This is a genomic window from Streptomyces sp. ISL-36 (assembly GCF_018614205.1).
Classification (GTDB): Bacteria; Actinomycetota; Actinomycetes; order Streptomycetales; family Streptomycetaceae; genus Streptomyces.
In genome coordinates this window covers 1-22,982 of record NZ_JAGGOS010000021.1, presented here as the reverse complement: position 1 = coordinate 22,982, position 22,982 = coordinate 1, and the positions used below count along the sequence as shown (strand labels likewise).

Sequence of the window (22,982 nt, the reverse complement as noted above, 5' to 3'; positions counted from 1 at the left end):
TTCCGAGGGCGACAGTAAAGCCCTGCGGAGGAGGAAACGCAGTGGCCGTGATCAGCGGTCTGGAGCACTGGACCAGGCGCCGCAGAATCGGCCCCCAGCGATTCGCGAATATTCGAGAATCACGGCAGACAGAACGCCATCGGCGGTTCCATTCTGGAGACGGCCCAACTGGGTCATCCGGGTGAGAGGGGAACGACGTTGGCAAGGCGACTTCGCTTCATCGGCACCAACCCGGCAACGACGGCTGCCCCACGCTCTACGAAGACCTGGACACGGGTGAAGTCCTGGTCCAGGGAGACGCTGTGACCGACCCGGAAGACGTGGCCCAACTGCGCAACGTTAAAACCGGGGAGGGGTTCGTGGTGGTGCCGCGCGTGCTCCTGGCCGACTTCGCCCCGAGAGATGTGGACAGGGTGCCGACGATGATCGGCTTCGAAGAGTTCGGCGGGATGTTCCGCACCTTCGAACACACCGCCTGGCGGCTTGAGACCCGCCGCCGATACCAGTCGGACGAGGAGACCGAGACCTACGAGCGGTTCGCTCGGGGCGAGGATGCCGGATGGGACCTGGACGATTCCTGGTGCGTCTCCCGACGCGAACAGTCCGCTCTCGGCAAGCGGTTCGAGCGCGTACGCGTCATGGACAACCCGCCGACTCTGGGGCAGCGATACCTACTCGACAACGCCCGTCGCAACAGCGCCGTGGGAGAGGACATCCGGAACCTGTGGCGGAGCGACGCGGAGCGGCTGAAGCTCCCTGAAGAGGACTTCTGGCTGTTCGATTCACGCGTCATCGCACGGCTTCACTTCAATGAGGACGACCGGATGACCAGCGTCGAACTCGTTACGGACCCCGTGGAAGTCCTGCGCGCCTGCCAGGTCCGCGACGCGGCATGGCACCACGCCGCCCGATACGACGAGTTCACGGGCCAGGTACCTTCCGCCGAGTGAGCAACGACTTTCAGCAGGCCCGAGTGGCCCTTGGCGCGCGGCTCCGTGAGCTGCGCGCCGCACGGGGCTTCACAGGGCGCGAACTGGCGGCGGTGTTGCTCTGGCCCCAGTCCAAGGTCAGCAAGCTGGAGACAGGGCGGCAGACCGTCACAGCAGACGACCTCCAGGCGTGGGCACAGGCAACAGGGCATCCTGAAGCCGCTGATGAACTGATCACCCGCCTGCGGACGCTGGAGTCCCGATCCCGCTCCTGGCGGCGCCAGCTTGCCGCCGGGCACAAGCCCGTGCAGGACGCTCTCACCGCTGAGTACGAGCGATCCCGAACGTTCCGGGCCTGGCAGGGCTCCATGGTCGTCGGGATGCTCCAGACACCCGACTACGCCCGCCACGTGTTCAGCCAGTACGTCGACCTTCACCAGTCCGTCCGGGATGTGGAGGAGGCTGTACGGGCCCGCGTGAGGCGCCAGGAACTGCTCTACGAGCCGGGGAAGAGCTTCCACGTCATCATGTGGGAAGCCGCACTCCACGCCCTGGTCTGCCCGCCGCCGGTACTGGCTGCCCAACTCGACCGGCTCATGGGTGTGCTGGGGCTCGACACCGTCACCCTGGGAATCGTCCCGCTGGGCGCCCCTCTCAAGCTCCCGCCGGCCATGCGTTCTGGCTGTACGACGACCGCTTGGCCATCGCCGAGGACTGGCACGCGGAGCTGTGGCTGGACGACTTCGCCACAGTCGGCGTGTACCAGCGGGTGTGGCAGACACTCGCCGGCTCCGCCGTCTACGGGGCGGAAGCCCATCGCGTGATCACACGCGCCCGGCGGGCACTCGACCTCAGCTGAGAATCACCCCGAAGAAGCCCCGGCGACGCTCGAATCAAGGCGAATCAGGGCCGCCGAGCAACACCCGGAACTCATACCGTCCCGGTGTGGTCCGAGGCGTTCGGAGCGCTGGAGGGGACGGTGAGGCATGAACGAGGAGTGGAGACCGACCGCCGGTCGGTACGCGGTGGACCGTAACGGGACGCTGGGTCGGGTGGACCGACGGTACGAGGGAAGCGTGTACCTGCGCCCGCCGGGCGGGGGCCGGGAGTGGGCGGTCCCGCCGGAGGAACTGCGGGAGCCGACGCCGGAGGAGTTTGACCAGGCCCGTGTCCTCACCACCCCGGTACCGGCGGTGGAGCAGTGACCCGGACGATATACCGGTTTGTGGCACACCGGATCAAGCGGCACCCCAAGTCAGAGGCCACGGCATCGGCCCGGTGCCTTCACGGCGAGTGCGACTGGGAGGCCACGCCCAACGTCAGGGTGGGCAAGGTCGACAAGCAATGCATGGACCACACGGGCCTGAAAAAGGACCACACCACCTTTGCACGAAGGTTCGAAGACGTGGCCCTGGTGGAGCGTGTGGAGGGCCCGTCGTGAGATGGCTCCCCGCCCTGGCGGTCACCTTGGCCGGCGCGGTCAGCGTCGTGGCCTTGGCCGTGGCGATCACCGCCCGGTGACTTGGTCGCGGTTCGGGTGGGCCACTGCCGTGTTCATCGTATGGGCGGCCCTCGCGTGACCGGTTAACCCTGTGACCGGCCCCGGTCGTCCGCTTCCCCCGTGGCGGATGGCCGGGGCCACCGTCACGCCCGCTCCGGGACACCCGGGGCGGGAGTTCGTCGGGGCGCGGTGCGACCCCGTGACGCCCCTACCCGCCCGTCCCCAGCCTGTGGAGAGCGTCGTCCGTCAGCCGGTTCACGGTCCACTCGTCCATTGCCACAGCTCCGAGCGACTTGTAGAAGTCGATCGACGGGGTGTTCCAGTCCAGGACGGACCACTCCAGACGTTCGTACGCCCGCTCCACACAGATCCGCGCCAGCTCCCTCAGCAGCGCCTTCCCGTACCCGCCGCCCCGCTTCGTCGGCCGTACGTACAGGTCCTCCAGGTAGATCCCGTGCACCCCGCGCCACGTTGAGAAGTTGAGGAACCACAGCGCGAAGCCCACCGCCTCGCCCTCATCCGACTCCGCGATGTGCGCGAACGCCGCCGGGCGCTCCCCGAACAACGCCTCCCGCAGCTGCTCCTCGGAGGCGCGCACCTCGTCCAGCGCCTTCTCGTACTCGGCGAGCTCACGGACCATCGCATGGATGACAGGGACATCGGCAGGTGTGGCGGTACGAATCATGGGAGCAGCCTGCACCCGATCAGGACGCGCGTGCCAGGAGCGTCCGGGCGATGGACACCTGTTCCTCGCCCAGGGCGTCCTCACCGTCCTCCACGGCCCACAACCCGTTCTGCAGCACCCGTCCCAGCGTCCAGGCCGCCGCCCGCGCCCGGTCGAGTCCCAGCACCTCCGTCAACAGGTCGAAACGCCACAGCGTCTCCGCCGGATCCGGATCGAAGCCGCTCGTCAGCGCCGGCATCAGATCGAACCCCGGGTCCCCCACCAGCGGTTTGGGGTCGATCGCCAGCCACGGCTCGCGGTCGGCGGCGAGGATGTTGTCGGTGTGCAGGTCCCAGTGGAGCAGCCGGTCCCCCGGTTCGCCCACGACCTCGCGTACGGCCGCCGCGCAGTCCTTCAGCAGCCGCGCGTCCTCCTCGCCGAGCCGCCCGGCCGCCTCCGGCACGTCCACCAGCATCGCGGCCGCGATGTCAGCCAGCCTCCGCAGTCCCGCCGGTGCCGGGACGGCGACGAGCCGGGCCAGCAGCTCCGCCAGAATCCGGGTCGCCTGACGCGTGTCGCCGAGCGTCGACAGATGCCGGCCCTCGTCCAGACGCTCCAGCAGCAGCGTCCCCGTCTCCGGGTCCTCGTCCAACAGGCGTACGGATCCTCTGCCGCCCCACATCCGCAGGCCGGCCGCTTCTCCCGCGCTCTCCTCGTCCACGAGCCGCATCTTCAGCGCGGCGCGCGTCCCGTCGGAGGTCCGGGTCACCGGCAGGACCAGCGACGCCGCCCCGTACATCGAGGGCCCGGTCTGCCGCAGTCCCCACCGGTCGAGCCACCGCGCGGCCAGCTCGGGCAGCCCGGCGACGAACGCCCGCCCGGCGTCGCCGTTGAAGCGGGCCTGGGACTGCGCGAGTTCCTCCGGTACGAGGATCGGTCCATGGATCACACCCCGATGCTAGACACCCGCTTCCTTCAACGCCCTTGAAAATACGGCCCGGTCGGCCCCGTCGCCCCGCGCGTGCCGCTCGCCCCCGGCCCCGACCCGGCGCCGGACGACCCGTATCCACAGGACCGACGCCTCCAGTAACCTCCCGCCCACACCTCAGGGAGAAGGGCACCATGAGCAGCACGGGCAGTTCCGGCAGCACGGTCAACGGCGGCATCTCGTTCTGGTACGCGCAGGAAGGCACCCCCGACCCGCGCGAGCCGCTGCCCGGGGACACCTCGGCCGATGTCTGCATCGTCGGCGGCGGCTACACCGGCCTGTGGACCGCCTACTACCTCAAGAAGGCCGTCCCCTTCCTCAACATCACCGTCCTCGAAGCCAAGTTCTGCGGCTACGGCGCCTCCGGACGCAACGGCGGCTGGCTCTACAACGGCATCGCGGGCCGCGACCGCTACGCCAGGCTGCACGGCCACGACGCGGCCGTCCGCCTCCAGCAGGCCATGAACGACACCGTCACCGAGGTCGTCCGCGTCGCGGCCGAGGAGGGCATCGACGCCGACATCCACCAGGGCGGTGTCCTCGAAGTCGCCCACTCCCCCGCCCAGCTCGCCCGCCTCAAGCAGTTCCACGCCGTCGAGATCGCGTTCGGCGAGAAGGACCGCGAGCTGTACGGCGCCCGTGCGACCGCCGACCGCATCCGCGTCTCCGGCGCCGTCGGCTCCACCTGGACCCCGCACGGCGCCCGCCTCCACCCCGTGAAACTCGTCAAGGGCCTCGCGGCGGCCGTCGAAGCCCTCGGCGTCACCATCCACGAGTCGACCCCCGTCACCGAGATCAAGCCCAAGCACGCCATCACCCCCTACGGCACCGTGCGCGCCCCGTACGTCCTGCGCTGCACCGAAGGCTTCACCGCCTCCCTCGCCGGCCAGCGCCGCACCTGGCTCCCCATGAACTCCTCCATGATCGCCACCGAGCCCCTCACCGACGCCCAATGGGAATCCATCGGCTGGAACGGCCTCGAAACCCTCGGCGACATGGCCCACGCTTACATGTACGCCCAGCGCACCGCCGACGGCCGCATCGCCCTCGGCGGCCGCGGCGTCCCCTACCGGTACGCGTCGAAGACGGACAACGACGGCCGCACCCAGCCGCAGACCGTCGAGGCCCTGCGCGAGATCCTCATCCGCTTCTTCCCGACCCTGGCCGGCGTCTCCGTCGCCCACGCCTGGTCCGGTGTCCTCGGCGTCCCCCGCGACTGGTGCGCCACCGTCACCCTGGACCGTTCCACCGGCCTGGGCTGGGCCGGCGGCTACGTCGGCTCCGGCGTCGCCACCACCAACCTCGCCGCCCGCACCCTGCGCGACCTCATCCAGCAGGACTCCGGCCAGTCGGGCCCCACCGACCTGACGAGCCTCCCCTGGGTCAACCTCAAGGTCCGCAAGTGGGAACCGGAACCTCTGCGCTGGCTCGGCGTCCAGACGATGTACGCGGCCTACCGCACCGCCGACCACCGCGAATCCACCACCCACACCGCCACCACGGCCCCCATCGCCAAGATCGCCGACCGGCTGGCGGGACGCTGACCCCACGGGCCGTCGAAGGGCCTGAACGGCGGTCCCCCCGCCCGAACGCGAGGTTGATTTCCGTACAACCTCTCTGATCACTGGCGTGTCTGAAGGGGTGTCGCGCGTCGTGCGCGCCTTCAGACAACAGGGGGAATCAGGCCTTGTCCCGTGCAGGCAACGCTCTGGCCGTCGCCGTCACCACCGTCCTCGCGCCGACTGCCACGCCGGCCGCCTTCGCCGCGGCCGCGCAGCAGGAGCAGGAGCAGCAGGGGCAGCTGTCCTTCCCGCAGAACAGCGCCGTCATCAGCGCAGGAACGACCGGCTTCCTGACCCGGGGCACCGAGGCCGACAAGCTCCTGTGGACCCGCTACGCCGACGGTTCCACGACCGAGATCGAGGGGACCTCGCTCGGCTCGACCCGTTCCGACACCGTGGTCGTTCGGACCGCCCCCGACCTCCACCGGTTCTACGACATGGCCGCCAGCGGCGAGCCGACGACCCTCGACCCCCACTTCGTCGCCGTCGGCCCCGTCCGGGACGGCGAACGAGCGGGCCTGCTCGCCATCGGGCCGACCGGTTCGACCGTGTACCACTCCCCCGCCACATGGGCCGAGCTGCCCGAGAGGCATGGGAGCACCCCGCTCTACTCGGGCGAGACCGCGGCGTTCGACGACTACTCCTGACCGTTCGACGACCACGCCTGACCACAGATGAAGCAGGGCCGGCGGCCTCCCTGCCGCCGGTCTCCTGAGAGGAACCAGCGTTGTCCCAGACAAACAGCATCACGCTCCGGTCCCGGCGACTGACCGCGGCGATCACCGCCGCCCTCGCCGTCACCGCCGGAACCCTGGCGGCCGCTCCGGCCGCCGTCGCCTCGACCACCGCCGTCGCCTCGACCACCGCCGTCGCTCCGGCCGCCGTGTCGGCGCCCGCCGCCACGACCACCGCGAACGTGGTCCCCTTCCCGGTCGCGTCCGAGATCGTCAGCGCGGGCACCACCGGCTTCCTCAGCAAGAGCTCGACCGAGTACCGCTGGACCCGCTACGCCGACGGCACCTCGACCGCCGTCGGTGCCGGCGGTCGGGCCCCGGTCCTGGGAGCCGCCTCCGACGTCGTCGTCACCGAGACCGACGATCTCGTCCTGCAGCTCCGGGACATGGCCACGGGCGCCGCACCCGTCGAGATCGACCTCAAGACGCTCGGCGGCGGCGTCAACATCGCGATCGCCGCCGTGGGGTCGACCGTTCTCACCAGCGTCACCGCCTCCACAGGCGCCACGGAGCTCCACACCGTCGTCCGCGACAGCGACGGCTCCGTCCGCAACCGCGTCGTCACCGGACTGCCCGCCGGCGCCGACGCGTTCACCGTGGCCTCCGCCCTGCCGGGCACCGCCCTCGTCGCTTACCGGGGGGTCACCGGCAAGACGCACTACGCCGTCGTCGACCTCGCCACCAGCGCGGCCACGGAGACGTACGAGAACACCGCGCCCGCCTCCGACTCCCCCTCCGCCGCCGTCTCCGCCACCCATGTGGCCTGGGTCGAGAACACCACGGACGCCAACGGCCGGACGCAGAAGTCCGTGGTCGTCGCCGACCGGACGAAGCCCGGCGTGACCGAGCGCTTCTCCGTCGGCACCACGGCCGTCACCGGCGTCAAGGTCGGCCTGACCGGCTCCTGGCTCGTGTACGGGGAGGACGCCACCGACCCGTTCAGCGACCGCCTTCCCTTCGTCGCCAAGTCCCTGGCCACCGACCCCGCGCGGGAGGTCCTGGAACACGCGACGAGCCTCACCACCGCGCCCGACGGCACCCTCCTCGTCCGCGGCGGCTCCCTCGCGGACAACGAGGGCGAGGGCCTGTACCGGGTCACGGCCGGCGACGGGGACGTGACCCGCTCGCTGGTGGCCCGCAGCGGCGAGCCGACCCAGCTGGCCGTGACCGGGCACAACATCCCCGAGGTGCTCGACCTCGACAAGTACCGCGGCGGGTTCCCCTTCACGTTCGACGCGAACCGGCGCAACATCGGCGTCACGGTGGTGCTCGGGCTCGACGAGGTGCCCGGCTACTACCGCACGTACAAGTGGGAGGGCCGGGCCGCGAGCAGGGTCGCGGGGTCTGGTTCCGGATCGGTCTCCGTGTCGTGGAACGGCTGGACCGACGACGGCTACGGGGAGTGGCTCTCCGTCCGGCCGATCAACAACGGACCGCTCACCTGGGACGTATGGGTCTATCCGCTCGACGGCGTGGGCCAGAGCGTGAAGCTGAGCGGGACCACGACCATCACCCGCGCTCCCCGCCGTCACGACTTCGACGACAACGGGTATCCGGACCTGCTCACCATCGACCCGGTGGGCAAGCTCGAGGTGGCCTACGACGCACGTGGACACAACAGCAGCGAATGGGGCACCGGCTGGAACATCTACGACCGCGTCTCGACCCCCGGCAACCTCGGCGGCGACACCAACCCCGAGATCATCGCCCGGGACAAGAGCGGCGGGCTGTGGATCTACCCGTACGACAAGGGCCTGAAGCCGCGGGTCCAGATCGGCACCGGCTGGGGCATCTACGACAAGATCGTCGGCGGCAGCGACCTGAACGCCGACGGCAAGGCCGACGTCCTCGCCACCGACAAGAACGGCGGCCTCTGGCTCTACCCCGGCACCGGGGAGACCAACGCCCCGCTCGGCGCCCGCAAGCAGATCGGCACCGGCTGGGGCATCTACAACGAGATCACCGCCACCGGCAACCTCGCCGGCGACCCCGCCGGAGACCTCGTCGCCCGTGACAGGGACGGCGTCCTCTGGATGTACCTCGGCACGGGCGACGGCACCTTCGCCCCCCGCGTGAAGCTCGGCGGCGGCTGGAACGCCTACAGCCGGATCGTCAGCATCGGCGACGGCAACAACGACGGCCACCCCGACCTGATCGCGTACCTCTCGAACCCGTCCGACCCGCGCGAGATCGTCTACCGCTACCAGGGCACGGGCGACTGGCGCGCCCCCTTCAAGGCCGGAGTCCTGGGCTGGGCCCCCGGACAGGGAGCGAGCCAGATCTTCTGACGCCCACGGCACGCAGGTGGCACGGCCGTGATCATGCGAAAGGGCCAGCGCCGGGGGAACATGCCCCTGCGCTGGCCCTTTGCCGTGAGCCCCCTGTCGGGTTCGAACCGACGACCCCCGCTTTACAAGAGCGGTGCTCTGGCCAGCTGAGCTAAGGAGGCAGCGAGTGCAGTGTAACGAACCCCCGCCCCGCCTCAATCGAAAATCTCGCCGACCACGGACTGCTGACAGATCCGCAATCGCCAGGTAGCGTCACGGGGAGTTCACCCTGGTGGACTAGACCTCAATCCTTCCTTTACTCGGATCGTCCGGCACGTTCCTGCCGGTGAAGGGACACATCACCATGGCTTCTGTCACGTTCGACAAGGCGACCCGGCTCTACCCGGGGTCCGACAAGCCCGCCGTCGACCAGCTCGAGATCGAGATCGAGGACGGCGAGTTCCTCGTCCTCGTCGGCCCCTCCGGCTGCGGAAAGTCGACCTCCCTGCGCATGCTCGCGGGCCTGGAGGACGTCAACGGCGGCTCCATCCGCATCGGTGACCGCGACGTCACGCACCTGCCGCCGAAGGACCGGGACATCGCCATGGTGTTCCAGAACTACGCGCTGTACCCGCACATGACCGTCGCCGACAACATGGGCTTCGCGCTCAAGATCGCCGGCGTCAACAAGGCCGAGATCCGCGCCAAGGTCGAAGAGGCCGCGAAGATCCTCGACCTCACCCCGTACCTGGACCGCAAGCCGAAGGCGCTCTCCGGCGGTCAGCGTCAGCGTGTCGCCATGGGTCGCGCCATCGTGCGTGAGCCTCAGGTCTTCCTCATGGACGAGCCGCTGTCGAACCTCGACGCCAAGCTGCGTGTCTCGACCCGTACGCAGATCGCCAGCCTGCAGCGCCGGCTCGGCATCACCACCGTGTACGTCACCCACGACCAGGTCGAGGCCCTCACCATGGGCGACCGCGTGGCCGTGCTCAAGGACGGTCTGCTCCAGCAGGTCGACTCGCCGCGCAACATGTACGACCGTCCGGCCAACCTCTTCGTCGCCGGCTTCATCGGCTCCCCGGCCATGAACCTGGTCGAGGTCCCGATCACCGACGGCGGCGTGAAGTTCGGCAACAGCGTCGTCCCGGTCTCCCGTGACGCACTGTCCGCGGCCTCCGCCAAGGGCGACACGACCGTCACGGTCGGCATCCGCCCCGAGCACTTCGACGTCTCGGGCGCCACCAGCAAGGAGGGCCTGGCCGTCTCCGTGAACGTCGTCGAGGAGCTCGGCGCCGACGGTTACGTCTACGGCTCCTCCCGCGTCGGCGGCGAGGACAAGGACCTGGTCGTCCGCGTCGGCGGCCGGGCCGTGCCGGAGAAGGGCTCCACGCTGCACGTCGTACCGCGCGCGGACGAGCTGCACGTCTTCTCCACCTCGACGGGTGAGCGTCTCACCGGCTGACCCAGCAGCTCCGTATGGCCCCGCATCTGTTGCAGATGCGGGGCCGTTCGCGTACGCCACGCCCGTGTCGACAAATACCCCGGCAGACCGGCCAATTCGGGCGCCGCCCGGGACGCGGCGTCAACACGGGATTCGAAAAGCCGCCTCGAACCATCCCTCGGGAGAGTGACTCAATGTCGCCATGTCATCACCGGCCGCTACGCTCGCCTGCGTGACGCACACTGCCCGCCGTATCGGCCGCTCTCTCGCTCTGGTCCTGCCCGTCGTCCTGGTGCTCTCCGGCACGCTCGCGGTGTCCGCGGTGCCGTGGGCCGGCCAGGGCTCCGGGACCCAGATGCTCACCGCATCCTCCACGGACGTCTCCGCCCCCGCCAAGTCCCGTGCCCCGCAGGATATTCTGCGCGACCAGCTCCTCGCAGAGCTTCAGGAGAAGGACCCCGGAACGGCTCTCACCCACCTCCAGCGCGAGGTCGAGAACCGTCCGTCCCTCGCCAAGCACTGCATGTCCATCGCGCGCGCCCTCGGCCGTGCCGCGGTCAAGCACTACGGACCCACACGCGCCCAGTCCTACTCCCGCCCCGTCTGCGACACCTCGTTCGCGACCGGCGTGATGCTCGCCGGCTGAACCGCGACCGCGCCTCACGACACTGAGCGCCCGGCTCACGGGGTACGCATATCGTTCGCGCCATGCATACCTTCCCGACGCAGGCCGTGGTCCTGGCGGGCGGCCAGGGCTCGCGCCTGCGCCCGTACACCGACGACCGCCCCAAGCCGATGGTCGAGATCCCGGGCACCGGGACCCCGATCATCGGCCATCAGCTTTCCTGGCTCGCCGCCGAGGGCGTCACGGACGCCGTCGTGTCCTGCGGCCATCTCGCCGAGGTGCTCCAGGACTGGCTGGCGAGCGCCGATCTGCCGCTCCGTGTGACGACCGTCGTCGAGTCGGAGCCGCTCGGCCGTGGCGGCGGCCTCAAGTACGCCGCCGCGCGTCTGCCTGAGCCCGCTCAGCCCTGGTACGCCACCAACGGCGACATCTGGACCCGTTTCTCCCTGCGTGAGATGGCGGAGTTCCACGCCGAGCGGGCCGCCACCGCCACGCTCGCGCTCGCCCGCCCCCGGATCCCGTGGGGCGCCGTCGAGACCGACACCTTCGGGCACATCACCGACTTCATCGAGTCGCCGCCGTCGCCGTATCTCATCAACGCCGGCGTGTACGTCTTCTCCGCGGAGTTCACCAAGCTCCTCCCGGACCTGGGCGACCACGAGCGCACCACCTTCCCCCAACTGGCCAGGGACCGCCGCCTGGCGGGCTTCCCGCTGCCTCAGGGGGCCTACTGGCGGGCCATCGACACGGCGAAGGACCTCACGGAGGCGGCCAAGGAGCTGGCCGCCCAGGGAGCCTGACAGCCTCTCGTAGGCGACCTCTCGTGCCCGGCCTCTCGCACGCGCGGGAACGCCCGTACGCGACGGGCTCGCCGGGCATGAGGAAGGGGCCGCACCCCGTGGGTGCGGCCCCTTTCCCGTACGTACCGTCCCCTGGGCGTCAGCCCAGCAGGCCGCCGATCGGGTTGCGGTTGCCGCCGCTGGTCGAGCCGCCGTCCGAGGAGCCGCCGTCCGTGCCGCCGGAGCCTCCGGAGGTCCCGCCCGTGCTGCTCGGGCCCGAGCTGCTGGACGGCGGGGACGCGGGCCGGGACTGGGTCGGGGAGCTGCCGGTGCCGGTGCCCTGGGTGGCGGTGGGCCGGCTCTCGGCGCGGCCGGTCTCCCGTGCGCTCTCGCTCGGCGAGGCTGTTTCCTCGTCCTCGCCCTCGCCGCTCGCGCCGGTGGTCGCCGACGGCTTGGGCTGGGTGGAGGCGGAGCGGGACGGGCTCTGGGAGCCGGGCTCCTGCGGGAGGGTCCGGCCGGGCAGGTGGTTGATCGGGTCGTCGTTCGGGCCCGGGACGGTGACCATCTCGGTGGACCGTACGGCCCCGCCGAGGATGGAGCCGAGGAGCAGGGTGAGGCCGACGACGACGGAGGTCACCAGGGCGCCGCGGCGCAGGACCCGGCGGCGGAGCTGCCAGAGTTCGGAGCGGGGCCCGAGTGTCCGCCAGGCTTCGCCGGCGAGGCGGGCGTCGATGGAGTAGACGGGGGCGCCGGCGATGATCAGCGGGGACCAGGCGGCGAGGAAGATGAAGTCGGGGGCCTCGTAGACCGGGACGGTCTTCCAGCTGACGGTGAGGATGAGCGCGGCGGAGAGCAGGGCGCCGAAGACGGCGGCGACCCGCTGCCAGAGTCCGAGGACGGTGAGGACGCCGACGACGACCTGGAGGAAGGCGACCGTCAGGCCGGCGCCGACGGGGTGCTGGAGGGCGAAGTCGCGCAGGGGCTCGGCGAGCGCCCAGGGATGCAGCGAGTTGAGCCAGTTGACCATGGAGCCGCGTTCGCCGCCGTCGAAGTAGACGGGGTCGCAGAGCTTGCCCATGCCGGCGTAGACGGAGATGAAGCCGAGGAAGACGCGGAGCGGGAGGAGCACCACGCCGAGGTTCATCCGGCGGCCCGGGTAGTAGGCGTGCCGGACGGGGTCGGCGCCGTGGCGGTTCGGCCGGGCGCGGTCCTCGTCGCCGTCGTCGTACGGCTGCTGTCCGTACGCCTCGTCCTGCGGGAGGTCGTCGTAGGCGCCTTCGGCGCGCCGCATCGGGGGCAGCAGCGGGGGGCCGGCGGCGGGGACGACCTGCGTCGGCATCGTGTCGTCGATGCGCGGGATCGCCTGGGTGGCGCCGGCGTCGAGGGGTGAGCGGGGCGCCGGGGGTTCGAGGGTGGAGACGGAGGACTCCCGCACGGCCTGGAGGAGCCCGGTCGCGCCGGGGTCGCCGGGCGCGGACTTTCCGGTCCATACGACGGGGCGGCGGCGCGCCGCGGTCGCGCCCGCGGCGGCTCCGGCGAGGGCGGAGCCGCGGGAGGCCGCGGCGAACTTCGGCTGCTGGGCCGGCGCGAGCCGCACACGGAAGCTGGCGTGGTTCACGATGACCTGCGCGGGGTCGGAATCCACTTTGACCATGCTCAGCGCGGGCTGATCGTCGAACCCCGGCCGGGGCGTTCTGGTGTCCACACTCATCTAACCGAGTGACGCGGGGTTAGGACACTGCCTTGACGGGCTCGGAATGTCCGAGACCCGTCAAGATCGCCCGTTACGGGAAAGGGCCCAGCTCAGCGAGGTGGGCCCTGCTCCGTGTACGCCGTACGTGGCGCGCGCGAGGTGTCAGTGCGAGCGGCGCCGGGCGACCTCGTAGAGGACGATGCCGGCGGCGACACCGGCGTTCAGCGACTCCGCTCCGCCCGGCATGGAGATGCGGACGCGGTAGTCGCAGGTCTCGCCGACGAGGCGGCCGAGGCCCTTGCCCTCGCTGCCGATGACGATGACGACCGGGCCGTCGAGCGCTTCGAGGTCCTCGACCGTGTGCTCGCCGTCGGCGGCGAGGCCGACGACCGTGAGGCCTTCCTTCTGGAAGCCCTCCAGCGCCCGGGTCAGGTTGGTGACGCGGGAGACCGGGGTGCGGGCGGCGGTGCCGGCCGAGGACTTCCAGGCGCCGGCGGTCATGCCGGCGGCGCGGCGCTCGGGGACGACGACGCCGTGGCCGCCGAAGGCGGAGACGGAGCGGACGATCGCGCCGAGGTTGCGGGGGTCGGTGACGCCGTCGAGGGCGACGATCAGCGGGTCCTCGTGGGCGTCGTAGGCGGCCGCGGTGAGGTCCTCGGGGTGGGCGTACTCGTACGGCGGGACCTGCAGGACCAGGCCCTGGTGGTTGAGCCCGTTGGTCAGCCGGTCGAGCTCCTGGCGCGGGGCTTCCATCAGGTTGATGTTGCCGCGGTCGCCGGCGAGCTTGAGGACGTCGCGTACGCGCTCGTCGTTGTCGATGAACTGCTGCACGTAGAGCGTGACCGCGGGGACGCCGTCGCGCAGGGCCTCGAAGACCGGGTTGCGGCCGACGACCATCTCGGAGGTGCCCTTGGGGCCGCCGCGGCGGGGGGCGGGGCGGCGGGCGGCGGCATGCTTGGCCTGCGCGTTGGCGATGCGGTTCTTCTTGTGACCCTTGCGGGCGGAGGCGGGCGGCGTGGGGCCCTTGCCCTCGAGGCCCTTGCGCCGCTGGCCACCGCTGCCGACCGTCGCACCCTTCTTGTTGGACGTGCGACGGTTCCTGCGCTGGCTGTTCCCGGCCATGACTACCTATTCCTGTCGATCTCCGATCTACCTGTAGCTGTAGATCTCGTACACAAGTCTGTATGTGAAGTGTGCCGCCCGGCTGGCCGAGCGGCACATCCGTGCGTGCCCCGTCCGGTCGCTCAGCGGGTGCCGAGCGTCCAGCGGGGGCCGTCCGGGCTGTCCTCGATGACGAGGCCGGACTGGGTGAGCTGGTCGCGAATGGCGTCCGCGGTCGCCCAGTCCTTGCGTTCGCGGGCCGACTCGCGCTGCTGGAGCACGAGCCGTACGAGGGTGTCGACGACGCCGTGCAGTTCCTCACCGCGGTCGTTCTCCTCGGCCCAGTGCGGGTCGAGGGGGTCGAGGCCGAGGACGCCGAGCATGGCGCGGACCTCGGCGACGCGGGCGATGGCCTCGTCCTTGTCGTCGGCGGCGAGGGCCGCGTTCCCCTGCCGGACGGTGGTGTGGATGATCGCGAGCGCCTGGGGGACGCCGAGGTCGTCGTCCATGGCGTCGGCGAAGGCGGGCGGCACCTCGGTGGCGGGCGGGACGGTCTTGCCGGCCTTCTCGGTGACGCGCTGGACGAAGCCCTCGATGCGTGCGAACGCGGACTCGGCCTCGCGCAGGGACTCCTCGCTGTACTCGATCATCGAGCGGTAGTGAGGGGTGCCGAGGTAGTAGCGCAGGACGATGGGGCGCCAGTTCTTGACCATCTCGGAGACGAGTACCGAGTTGCCGAGCGACTTCGACATCTTCTCGCCGCTCATGGTGACCCAGGCGTTGTGCACCCAGTACGAGGCGAAGTCGTCGCCGTAGGCCTTGGCCTGGGCGATCTCGTTCTCGTGGTGGGGGAAGATCAGGTCGAGGCCGCCGCCGTGGATGTCGAAGGCGGAGCCCAGGTACTTGTGGGCCATCGCCGAGCACTCCAGGTGCCAGCCGGGACGGCCGCGGCCCCAGGGCGTCTCCCAGTCGGGCTCACCCGGCTTGGACGCCTTCCACATCGCGAAGTCGCGCGGGTCGCGCTTGCCGGTGATGCCTTCCTCGGCGGGCTGGCGCAGGTCGTCGATGTCCTGGTTGGACAGCGCGAGATAGCCGGGGAAGGAGCGCACGTCGAAGTAGACGCTGCCGTCGGCCTCGTAGGCGTGTCCGCGCTCGATGAGGCCGCGCATCATCTCGACCATCTCGGTGACATGGCCGGTCGCGCGGGGCTCGTAGGTGGGCGGGAGGCATCCGAGCGCCTGGTAACCGGAGTTGAAGGCGCGTTCGTTCTCGTAGCCGATGGACCACCAGGGGCGGCCCTGGTCGGCCGCCTTGGTGATGATCTTGTCGTCGATGTCGGTGACGTTGCGCACGAACGTGACGTCGTAGCCGCGGTACTCGAACCAGCGGCGCATGATGTCGAAGTTCAGCCCCGAACGGATGTGGCCGATGTGCGGGGCGGCCTGGACGGTCGCGCCACAGAGGTAGATCGAGACGTGACCCGGTGTGAGCGGGGTGAAGTCACGGATCTGCCGGGCGCTGGTGTCGTACAGGCGAATAGTCACCACTCCAGGGTAGTGGGCGTGTGGTAGTGCCCCGCGACCGATTCCCGGTCGCGGGGCGTCTTTTTCCCCGCCGCTCCCCCGCCGCCGGGGCCTTCCGCGGCCTTCTACGGCCTTCTACGGCTGTACGCGGACGACGAGCGCGGTCGCGACGGCGGCGAGGCCTTCGGCGCGGCCGGTCAGGCCGAGGCCGTCCGTGGTCGTGCCGGAGACGGACACGGGGGCGCCGACCGCCTCGCTCAGCGCCTTCTGCGCCTCGTCGCGGCGCTTGCCGACCTTCGGGCGGACGCCGATGACCTGGACTGCGACGTTGCCGATCTCGTATCCCTCGGCGCGGACGATGCGGGCGGCCTCGGCGAGGAGGGTGACGCCGGAGGCGCCGGACCACTCGGGGCGGGAGGTGCCGAAGTGGGCGCCGAGGTCGCCGATGCCGGCGGCGGAGAAGAGGGCGTCGCAGGCCGCGTGGGCGGCGACGTCGCCGTCGGAGTGCCCGGCGAGCCCGTACTCCTCCCCTTCCCAGAGGAGCCCGGCGCACCACAGGGCGCGGCCCTTCTCGAAGGCGTGGACGTCGGTGCCGATGCCGACCTGGGGCATCCTCAGCGGCTCAGAAGCCATCGTTGGCCCTCCTGCGGGCGAGTACGGCCTCGGCCAGTACGAGATCGAGCGGGCGGGTCACCTTGAACGCCTCCTCGTGTCCGGGGACGACCACGACGGGGGCGCCGAGGCGTTCGACCATCCCGGCGTCGTCGGTGGCGCCGTCACCCGTGAGGGCGACGGTGGCGTGGGCATTGACGAGGGTGTCGTGGTCGAAGCCCTGCGGGGTCTGGACGGCGCGCAGCCGGGAGCGCTCGGGGGTGGCGACGACCTGCTCGGCCTCGCCCTTCTTCTCGGCGGGCTCGACCTCCTTGACGGTGTCCGCCAGCGGGAGGGCGGGGACGACGGCGACGGCCCCGTCCCGTACCGCCTCGATGACGGCGTCGACGACGTCGACCGGGACCAGCGGGCGGGCCGCGTCGTGGACGAGGACCGTGGTGATGCCCTCGGGCAGGGCTTCGAGGCCGAGCCGTACGGACTCCTGGCGGGTGTCCCCGCCGGGGACGACCAGGTAGTCGGTGCGCTCGGGCAGCGCGTGGGTGTCGAGGAGGTTCTTGACCTCGGCTGCGCCGTCGGAGGGGGCGACCACGACGACGAGGGAGACGGCGCGGGAGGCCGCCATCGCCCGAACGGCGTGGATGAGGATGGGGGTGCCGTTCAGGGCGCGGAGCGCTTTGGGGGCGCCCGGGCCGAGGCGTACGCCCCGGCCTGCCGCGGGAATCACCACGGCGGTGCTGGGGGCACCTCCCACGCCGGAGGCGTAGGGGGAAGGACGCGTTTCGTCTGTCATCGGTTCCACTCCGGCAGGTTTGTTTCCTCGGCCCACGTGGGTATGGCCTGGGGGTGCCCCCGGCCGAAGGTGGGGGGAGTGCCGGACGGACGCTGTGACCGGCCCTTTCCGTGACGACGGTCGGGGCGTCCCGCGCGGCACAGGGGATGTGGCGCGAGGAATACGCGAGGGGGCAAGGGGTCAGGGGTACGCGCCCGAGAGGTGATCCTTACGGGTCCGCGGCGGCGGGCGGCCGTGCGGTGGACGCGCGTACGGCGGGTCGGACGCGGTGGACGCCGCGTGCGGCGGGTCGGACACGGTGCAGCCGGCGTACGACGGGTATCGGCCCGTACGACGGGTCGACCGTGCGGCGGGTATGGGACCGTACGACGAGCGACCGTACGGCGGGCCGGATCGTACGGTGCGTCGGGCAGGAGGCGGACATGCCGCAGCGCCCGACGACAGCACTGTGTGTTCACAGCACGTCAACGGGCACCGCGGCATCGCTTCACATCAGGACGCGAGGACCTCGTCGAGGAGAGCCTCGGCCTTGTCCTCGTTCGTGTTCTCCGCGAGCGCCAGCTCGCTCACCAGAATCTGCCGCGCCTTGGCGAGCATGCGCTTCTCGCCTGCGGAAAGACCGCGCTCCCGCTCCCGGCGCCACAGGTCGCGCACTACTTCGGCGACCTTGATGACATCGCCGGAGGCGAGCTTCTCGAGATTTGCCTTGTAGCGACGGGACCAGTTCGTCGGCTCTTCGGCGTACGGCGCACGCAGCACCTCGAAGACCCGGTCCAGCCCGTCCTGCCCGACCACGTCGCGAACACCGACGAACTCCGCATTGTCCGCCGGGACACGAACCGTCAGGTCGCCCTGGGCGACCTTGAGCACCAAGTAGGTCTTGTCCACGCCTTTGATCTGGCGAGTTTCGATGGCCTCGATCAGCGCGGCCCCGTGATGGGGATAGACCACGGTGTCGCCAACCTTGAACGTCATGTGACAGGTACCCCTTCCGTGGCTATCCAGGGTAACACGGATACGGCTTCTTCTGAATGGCGTTTTCGCAGGTCAGGGCATATCTCGGGGCTTGACAACAGCGACGCGATCGTGCTGCGGAGGGCTTCCGGAAGGCGGTATTCGCAGGTCGGAGCGGCTGCATGGACGGAGAGAAACGTGGACGTCACACCTCCCCGATGGCCCGAGAAGAAGGAGCGATGTCCCGTTTTGTCGGGTTCAGGAGGGGCATCTTCACGTACTCCGTTCGAGGGCCGATCACTCGTACGGATGCATCCCGGACCGAATCCCGAATTGATCACCGAGCGGCCGGCGCGGGTTTTTCCGCGGCACGGACGACGGAATGCGGGGACGGCCGTCGAATTGATCAAGACAGTTTTGTGAACGGCGGGTCAATGCGTCGTGATCCGGCCGCCACGACGAGCGCGGCGAGCACCCACGGGCACGAAGGGGCGGGTCGGGTGCGGGACGGAGAGTGCGGCTCGGTAACCTAAGCCCGCTGACACGCCTTTAGCTCCTCTCGCTCGTCCCTGGCCGATCGATCCTCAGCTCGACCGTCAGCCGGCCTTCCTGTCCATAGCTCGTCCGTACGTCCTAGGAGATGCCGCCGCCGTGAGCCGCAGCCTTCGACGCGGCGCCCTCGCCGCCACCGCCCTCGTGATCTCGATCGCCTCGCTGTCCGCCTGTGGTGCGGGCAATGACGCGCAGACGCTCGGCGTCCGGCCGGACAACGCCGCCGTCACGGTGGACGACGTCAAGGTCCAGAACGCGCTGGTGATCACTCAGCCGGACGCGTCCGTGAAGGGTCCGGCCGTCGTCTCGGCCACGGTCTTCAACAATGGCAGCGCACCGCAGACGCTCGACGCGATCACCCTGCCGGGCACCAAGGCGACGGTGAAGCTGAAGGCCGCCGAGGGCGACGGCCCCATCACCGTCCCCGCGGGCGGTTCGGTCGTCATCGGCGGCCAGGGCAACGCCTCCGCGACGATCGAGAACGGCAGCGAGGCCGCGAAGAACGGCGACGCCCAGCAGGTCGTCTTCAAGCTGAGCCGGACCGGTGACGTGAGCCTGCAGGCGTACGTCGTCCCGGCGACCAGCTACTTCAAGGAGTTCGGTCCGGTCGAGGTCCCGAAGCCCCCGGCCGCCACGCCGACCGGCTCCCCGACCGCCACGCCGACGGGGGAGGCCGCCCACGGCTCCACCCCGACGGGCGAGGCGAGCCACGAGGCCGGCCACTGACGTACGACGGGGCGCCCCACCGGATCACTCCGGTGGGGCGCCCTTTCGTATACGTACGGCCTACGGCTCGGATCGGGTACGTACCGTCTACGGCTCTTTACGGCTCGAACTTGTAGCCGAGGCCCCGGACCGTCACCAGGTACCGCGGCGCGCCCGGGTCGGGCTCGATCTTGGCGCGCAGGCGCTTGACGTGGACGTCGAGGGTCTTGGTGTCGCCGACGTAGTCCGCGCCCCAGACCCGGTCGATCAGCTGCATACGGGTGAGCACGCGGCCCGCGTTCCTCAGCAGCATCTCCAGAAGGTCGAACTCCTTCAGGGGGAGGTCGACCTTGCCGCCCGAGACCGTGACGACATGGCGGTCCACGTCCATACGGACCGGTCCTGCCTCCAGGGCCGCGGGGGTGACCTCCTCCGGCTCGCCGCGGCGGCGCAGGACCGCGCGGATGCGGGCCACCAGCTCCCGCGAGGAGAAGGGCTTGGTCACGTAGTCGTCGGCTCCTATCTCCAGGCCGACGACCTTGTCGATCTCACTGTCCTTCGCGGTCACCATGATGACCGGGACGTTGGAGCGGCCGCGCAGCTGGCGACAGACCTCCGTACCGGGCAGGCCCGGAAGCATCAGGTCGAGGAGGACGAGATCCGCTCCGTTGCGCTCGAACTCGTCGAGTCCGTCGGGCCCGGTCGCGGCGACCGCGACCTCGAAGCCTTCCTTGCGGAGCATGTACGACAGGGCGTCGCTGAAGGATTCCTCATCCTCGACGACGAGCACTCGGGTCACGGAAGGACCTCCGGGGCAGGGAGCGGTTCGGTCATGAGATCGGGGGTGGGGGAGGCGGAAGCGGATGATCGGCGGTCCCGTACGGCGCCCGCCTCGGGCAGCCGCAGGGTGAAGGTGGAGCCCTGGCCTTCGGTGCTCCAGACTGCGACCTCGCCGCCGTGCGAGGCGGCCACGTGCTTGACGATGGCCAGGCCCAGACCCGTGCCGCCGGTGGCGCGGGAGCGGGCGGGGTCGACGCGGTAGAAGCGCTCGAAGATGCGCTCCTTGTCCTTGTCGGGGATGCCGATGCCCTGGTCGGTGACGGCTATCTCGATGAGGTCGCCACCGGGCGCGGTGATCTTGCGGGCCGCGATGCCGACCCGGGTGTGGGCCGGTGAGTAGTTGACGGCGTTCTCGACGAGGTTGCCGAGGGCGGCGGCGAGCTGGCCGCGGCTGCCCCAGACGTAGAGGTCGGCGGTCCCTCCCTCCCGTCGCCCCCCACCACCCTGCTCGGGCCCTTCGGGTGCCCAGACGTTCGACGCCATGGTGATCTGCTTGGTGGACGCGGTGTGCCGGGAGCGGTCGATGGCCTCGGCGACCAGTTCGTCCACCCGTACGGGCTCGGAGTCCTCCAGCGGGTCGTCGTTCTGCACCCGGGAGAGGTCGATGAGCTCCTGTACGAGGTTGGTGAGCCGGGTCGCCTCGATCTGCATGCGGCCGGCGAAGCGGGTGACCGCCTCGGGGTCGTCCGATGCGTCCATGACAGCCTCGGAGAGCAGGGACAGCGCGCCCGTCGGCGTCTTGAGCTCGTGACTGACGTTGGCGACGAAGTCGCGCCGTACCGCTTCGATACGGCGGGCCTCCGTCAGGTCCTCGACCAGGAGCAGCACCAGGCGGGAGCCGAGCGGCGCGACCCGGGCCGAGACGGCGAGGGCCTCGCCGCGACCGGTCCCGCGCCGCGGCAGGTCCAGCTCGACCTGGCGTATCTCTCCGTCGCGGCGGGTGTCACGGGCCATGTTGAGCATGGGCTCGACGGCCAGCTTTCCGCCGCGGACCAGGCCGAGGGCGTACGCCGCCGAGCTGGCCTTGACCACCGAGTCGCTCTCGTCGAGGACGACGGCGGAGGAGCGCAGCACGGACAGCACGGTGTCGACGCCGGGCGGGAGCACGGCGTCGGTGTGCAGGGAGGTACGGGTCGGCCGCGCCTGGTCGCGTTCGCTCCAGCGGAACGCCAGCATGGCGATCACGCCGGTGCACACCCCGGCGATCGCGGCCAATGCGGCGACCGCCGCGTTCACGTCCATGCACCCAGGTTATGCGGGGTGACGGACACTCTCCCAGCCGTCCGAGTGGCTGCTCGAACAGTCGTCGCCCAGAGTTCACCGTGGGGACGGTGGCGGTTCATTTGCCCTGCCCGGGAGGGCGACGTGCGTCGCCCAGAGTTCACCGAGGGGAAAGGGTTGATTCATTTGGGGTGGAGGAGCCGGACGCGTACGGGACGGAACGTGGGAGCGTGGGGGTCCGAGCCCCACCCGGACCCCGGACGTTCGTGAGAGAGGGACATCGATGCGGGACGCGTACCACGAGGAACTGGACTCCATCGGCGAGAGCCTGGTCGAGATGGCCCGCCTGGTCGGGTCGGCGATCGGGCGCGCCACGACGGCGATGCTCGACGCCGACCTGAAGCTCGCGGAGAGTGTGATCGCGGCGGACCAGAAGGTCGACGATCTGCAGCACGACCTGGAGGCCCGGGCGATAGCACTGCTCGCGCGGCAGCAGCCGGTGGCGACGGATCTGCGGATCGTCGTGACCTCGCTCCGCATGAGCGCGGACCTGGAGCGCTCCGGCGACCTGGCCCAGCACGTCGCGAAGCTGGCGCGGCTGCGGTTCCCGGACACCGCGGTGCCGCGGGACCTGCACGCCACGATCCTGGAGATGGGTCAGCTGGCGCAGCGCCTGATGGCGAAGGCGGCCGAGGTCATCATCACGAAGGACGTCGACCTGGCGCTGCAGCTGGAGCAGGACGACGACGAGATGGACCTGTTGCACCGGACGCTCTTCCAGCACCTGATGGACGACCGCTGGAAGCACGGCATCGAGACGGCGGTCGACGTGACGCTGCTGGGCCGCTACTACGAGCGGTTCGCGGACCACGCGGTGTCGGTGGCGAAGCGGGTGGTGTACCTGGTGACGGGCGAGCACGCGGACGAGCTGCAGCACTCGGACGCGCCGGTGGAGGGGGCGTAGGCCGGGGGCGCCGACGGTCCGGGGCGGCGGGTCGCACTTCTGTGCGCCGTTGATGCGCCCGGCGGGGTGGGCATGCAATGGGGAGGCGACGTACGCCTTCGAGGAGGGACCCCATGGCCGAATCCGCCATCACCGACCCCCACCCCCAGCAGGAGGCTCCGCGCGACGCGGTCCTCCTGCCCGTCCTCGGCGCCTGCGGGTGCGGCTCGGGCTGCGGCTGCGGCTGCCAGTCCGGCGGGCCGTGCCAGTGCGGGGGCTGCTCGGGCTAGACGCACCGCGGGCGCGGGCAGGTGCCCCGACCCGGGGGGCGTGCCTGCGGGCGCTGTCCGGGGGCCTGCCTGCGGCTCTGTCCGTGGGGCGCTGTCCCGGGGGGGTACGGGGGGCTCCGTCCAGGGTCCGGGGGCTCCGTCCCGGGGGCCCGGGGGGCTCCGTCCCGGGGCTCGGGGGGCTCCGTCCAGGGGCTCGGCATGCGGACTCCGCCCGGGGTCCGGTCAGGGCCTCTGTCGCGGGGGCCTGCCTGCGGGCGCTGTCCCCGGG

At 70.7% G+C, this 22,982-nt stretch carries 21 protein-coding genes, 1 tRNA gene and 1 pseudogene; 12 read left to right on the top strand and 11 right to left on the bottom strand.

What is annotated here, in order from left to right; all coding sequences use genetic code 11:
- The first annotated feature begins 302 nt into the window (after positions 1-302).
- The 3 genes and pseudogenes from J7E93_RS05805 to J7E93_RS05795 all read left to right on the top strand — a co-directional run bounded on the left by J7E93_RS05805 (position 303) and on the right by J7E93_RS05795 (position 2,134).
- Positions 303-950 carry a DUF6879 family protein gene (locus J7E93_RS05805; RefSeq protein WP_308367872.1) on the top strand — a complete coding sequence of 216 codons (648 nt, stop codon included), beginning with the start codon at positions 303-305 and terminating at the stop codon, positions 948-950.
- A pseudogene (locus J7E93_RS05800) lies at positions 947-1,788 on the top strand (helix-turn-helix domain-containing protein). Before J7E93_RS05805 ends, J7E93_RS05800 begins: the two are co-directional and overlap by 4 nt.
- Before the next feature lie 193 nt (positions 1,789-1,981).
- Positions 1,982-2,134, top strand: a complete 153-nt coding sequence (locus J7E93_RS05795; protein ID WP_251066107.1) for a hypothetical protein — start codon at positions 1,982-1,984, stop codon at positions 2,132-2,134.
- 504 nt (positions 2,135-2,638) lie between these two features.
- Here J7E93_RS05795 and J7E93_RS05790 read toward each other — a convergent pair.
- Together J7E93_RS05790 and J7E93_RS05785 are read right to left on the bottom strand one after the other, a co-directional pair.
- Positions 2,639-3,115: a GNAT family N-acetyltransferase gene (locus tag J7E93_RS05790; RefSeq protein WP_215066166.1), complete on the bottom strand. Its 477-nt coding sequence runs from the start codon at positions 3,113-3,115 to the stop codon at positions 2,639-2,641.
- Positions 3,116-3,134: 19 nt separating this feature from the next.
- The gene (locus J7E93_RS05785) at positions 3,135-4,043 is read right to left on the bottom strand and encodes an aminoglycoside phosphotransferase family protein (RefSeq protein ID WP_215066165.1); all 909 of its coding nucleotides are present in this window, start codon (positions 4,041-4,043) and stop codon (positions 3,135-3,137) included.
- 173 nt (positions 4,044-4,216) lie between these two features.
- Here J7E93_RS05785 and J7E93_RS05780 point away from each other — a divergent pair, with 173 nt between their 5' ends.
- From J7E93_RS05780 to J7E93_RS05770, 3 genes are all read left to right on the top strand, one after another.
- Positions 4,217-5,626, top strand: a complete 1,410-nt coding sequence (locus tag J7E93_RS05780; protein WP_215066164.1) for an FAD-binding oxidoreductase — start codon at positions 4,217-4,219, stop codon at positions 5,624-5,626.
- A 143-nt stretch (positions 5,627-5,769) separates the two neighbouring features.
- Positions 5,770-6,291, top strand: a complete 522-nt coding sequence (locus tag J7E93_RS05775) for a hypothetical protein (RefSeq protein ID WP_215066163.1) — start codon at positions 5,770-5,772, stop codon at positions 6,289-6,291.
- An 80-nt stretch (positions 6,292-6,371) separates the two neighbouring features.
- The gene (locus J7E93_RS05770; protein ID WP_251066106.1) at positions 6,372-8,666 is read left to right on the top strand and encodes an FG-GAP-like repeat-containing protein; all 2,295 of its coding nucleotides are present in this window, start codon (positions 6,372-6,374) and stop codon (positions 8,664-8,666) included.
- Positions 8,667-8,753: 87 nt separating this feature from the next.
- Here the strand turns inward: J7E93_RS05770 and J7E93_RS05765 are convergent.
- Positions 8,754-8,827, bottom strand: a tRNA-Thr gene (locus tag J7E93_RS05765).
- Positions 8,828-9,009: 182 nt separating this feature from the next.
- On the opposite strand from J7E93_RS05765, the gene J7E93_RS05760 reads away from it, so the two are divergent.
- The 3 genes from J7E93_RS05760 to J7E93_RS05750 all read left to right on the top strand — a co-directional run bounded on the left by J7E93_RS05760 (position 9,010) and on the right by J7E93_RS05750 (position 11,511).
- Positions 9,010-10,107 carry an ABC transporter ATP-binding protein gene (locus J7E93_RS05760; RefSeq protein WP_215066162.1) on the top strand — a complete coding sequence of 366 codons (1,098 nt, stop codon included), beginning with the start codon at positions 9,010-9,012 and terminating at the stop codon, positions 10,105-10,107.
- Between the two features lie 211 nt (positions 10,108-10,318).
- Positions 10,319-10,732, top strand: coding sequence for a hypothetical protein (locus J7E93_RS05755; RefSeq protein WP_215066161.1), 414 nt, complete (start codon positions 10,319-10,321; stop codon positions 10,730-10,732).
- A gap of 62 nt (positions 10,733-10,794) precedes the next feature.
- Positions 10,795-11,511 carry a nucleotidyltransferase family protein gene (locus J7E93_RS05750; protein ID WP_215066160.1) on the top strand — a complete coding sequence of 239 codons (717 nt, stop codon included), beginning with the start codon at positions 10,795-10,797 and terminating at the stop codon, positions 11,509-11,511.
- A 139-nt stretch (positions 11,512-11,650) separates the two neighbouring features.
- On the opposite strand, the gene J7E93_RS05745 is transcribed toward J7E93_RS05750, so the two are convergent.
- The 6 genes from J7E93_RS05745 to J7E93_RS05720 all read right to left on the bottom strand — a co-directional run bounded on the left by J7E93_RS05745 (position 11,651) and on the right by J7E93_RS05720 (position 18,184).
- Positions 11,651-13,201, bottom strand: coding sequence for a DoxX family membrane protein (locus J7E93_RS05745; RefSeq protein ID WP_215066159.1), 1,551 nt, complete (start codon positions 13,199-13,201; stop codon positions 11,651-11,653).
- Positions 13,202-13,345: 144 nt separating this feature from the next.
- A complete protein-coding gene (gene rlmB / locus J7E93_RS05740) occupies positions 13,346-14,305 on the bottom strand; it encodes a 23S rRNA (guanosine(2251)-2'-O)-methyltransferase RlmB (protein ID WP_215066158.1) in 960 nt (319 codons plus the stop codon).
- A gap of 122 nt (positions 14,306-14,427) precedes the next feature.
- Positions 14,428-15,828 carry a cysteine--tRNA ligase gene (gene cysS / locus J7E93_RS05735; RefSeq protein ID WP_215066157.1) on the bottom strand — a complete coding sequence of 467 codons (1,401 nt, stop codon included), beginning with the start codon at positions 15,826-15,828 and terminating at the stop codon, positions 14,428-14,430.
- A 114-nt stretch (positions 15,829-15,942) separates the two neighbouring features.
- Complete coding sequence (gene ispF, locus J7E93_RS05730; RefSeq protein ID WP_215066156.1) at positions 15,943-16,440, bottom strand: 2-C-methyl-D-erythritol 2,4-cyclodiphosphate synthase; 498 nt, start codon at positions 16,438-16,440, stop codon at positions 15,943-15,945.
- Complete coding sequence (gene ispD, locus J7E93_RS05725) at positions 16,430-17,209, bottom strand: 2-C-methyl-D-erythritol 4-phosphate cytidylyltransferase (RefSeq protein WP_215066155.1); 780 nt, start codon at positions 17,207-17,209, stop codon at positions 16,430-16,432. The genes ispF and ispD overlap by 11 nt, the downstream gene beginning before the upstream one ends.
- Before the next feature lie 492 nt (positions 17,210-17,701).
- The gene (locus J7E93_RS05720) at positions 17,702-18,184 is read right to left on the bottom strand and encodes a CarD family transcriptional regulator (protein ID WP_003953493.1); all 483 of its coding nucleotides are present in this window, start codon (positions 18,182-18,184) and stop codon (positions 17,702-17,704) included.
- Between the two features lie 630 nt (positions 18,185-18,814).
- Between J7E93_RS05720 and J7E93_RS05715 the strand changes: the two genes are divergently transcribed.
- On the top strand, positions 18,815-19,441 hold the full coding sequence (locus tag J7E93_RS05715; RefSeq protein ID WP_215066154.1) for a DUF461 domain-containing protein: 627 nt from the start codon (positions 18,815-18,817) through the stop codon (positions 19,439-19,441).
- 97 nt (positions 19,442-19,538) lie between these two features.
- Here J7E93_RS05715 and J7E93_RS05710 read toward each other — a convergent pair whose 3' ends face one another.
- Together J7E93_RS05710 and J7E93_RS05705 are read right to left on the bottom strand one after the other, a co-directional pair.
- Positions 19,539-20,219 (bottom strand): response regulator transcription factor, encoded by a 681-nt coding sequence (locus tag J7E93_RS05710; RefSeq protein WP_017242433.1) that lies wholly within the window; start codon positions 20,217-20,219, stop codon positions 19,539-19,541.
- Positions 20,216-21,502 carry a cell wall metabolism sensor histidine kinase WalK gene (locus J7E93_RS05705; RefSeq protein WP_215066153.1) on the bottom strand — a complete coding sequence of 429 codons (1,287 nt, stop codon included), beginning with the start codon at positions 21,500-21,502 and terminating at the stop codon, positions 20,216-20,218. The genes J7E93_RS05710 and J7E93_RS05705 overlap by 4 nt, the downstream gene beginning before the upstream one ends.
- 262 nt (positions 21,503-21,764) lie before the next feature.
- On the opposite strand from J7E93_RS05705, the gene phoU reads away from it, so the two are divergent.
- Both phoU and J7E93_RS05695 read left to right on the top strand, forming a co-directional pair.
- Positions 21,765-22,445 (top strand): phosphate signaling complex protein PhoU, encoded by a 681-nt coding sequence (phoU, locus tag J7E93_RS05700; protein ID WP_215066152.1) that lies wholly within the window; start codon positions 21,765-21,767, stop codon positions 22,443-22,445.
- Between the two features lie 113 nt (positions 22,446-22,558).
- Positions 22,559-22,714, top strand: a complete 156-nt coding sequence (locus J7E93_RS05695) for a hypothetical protein (RefSeq protein WP_215066151.1) — start codon at positions 22,559-22,561, stop codon at positions 22,712-22,714.
- The last annotated feature ends 268 nt before the right edge of the window (positions 22,715-22,982 follow it).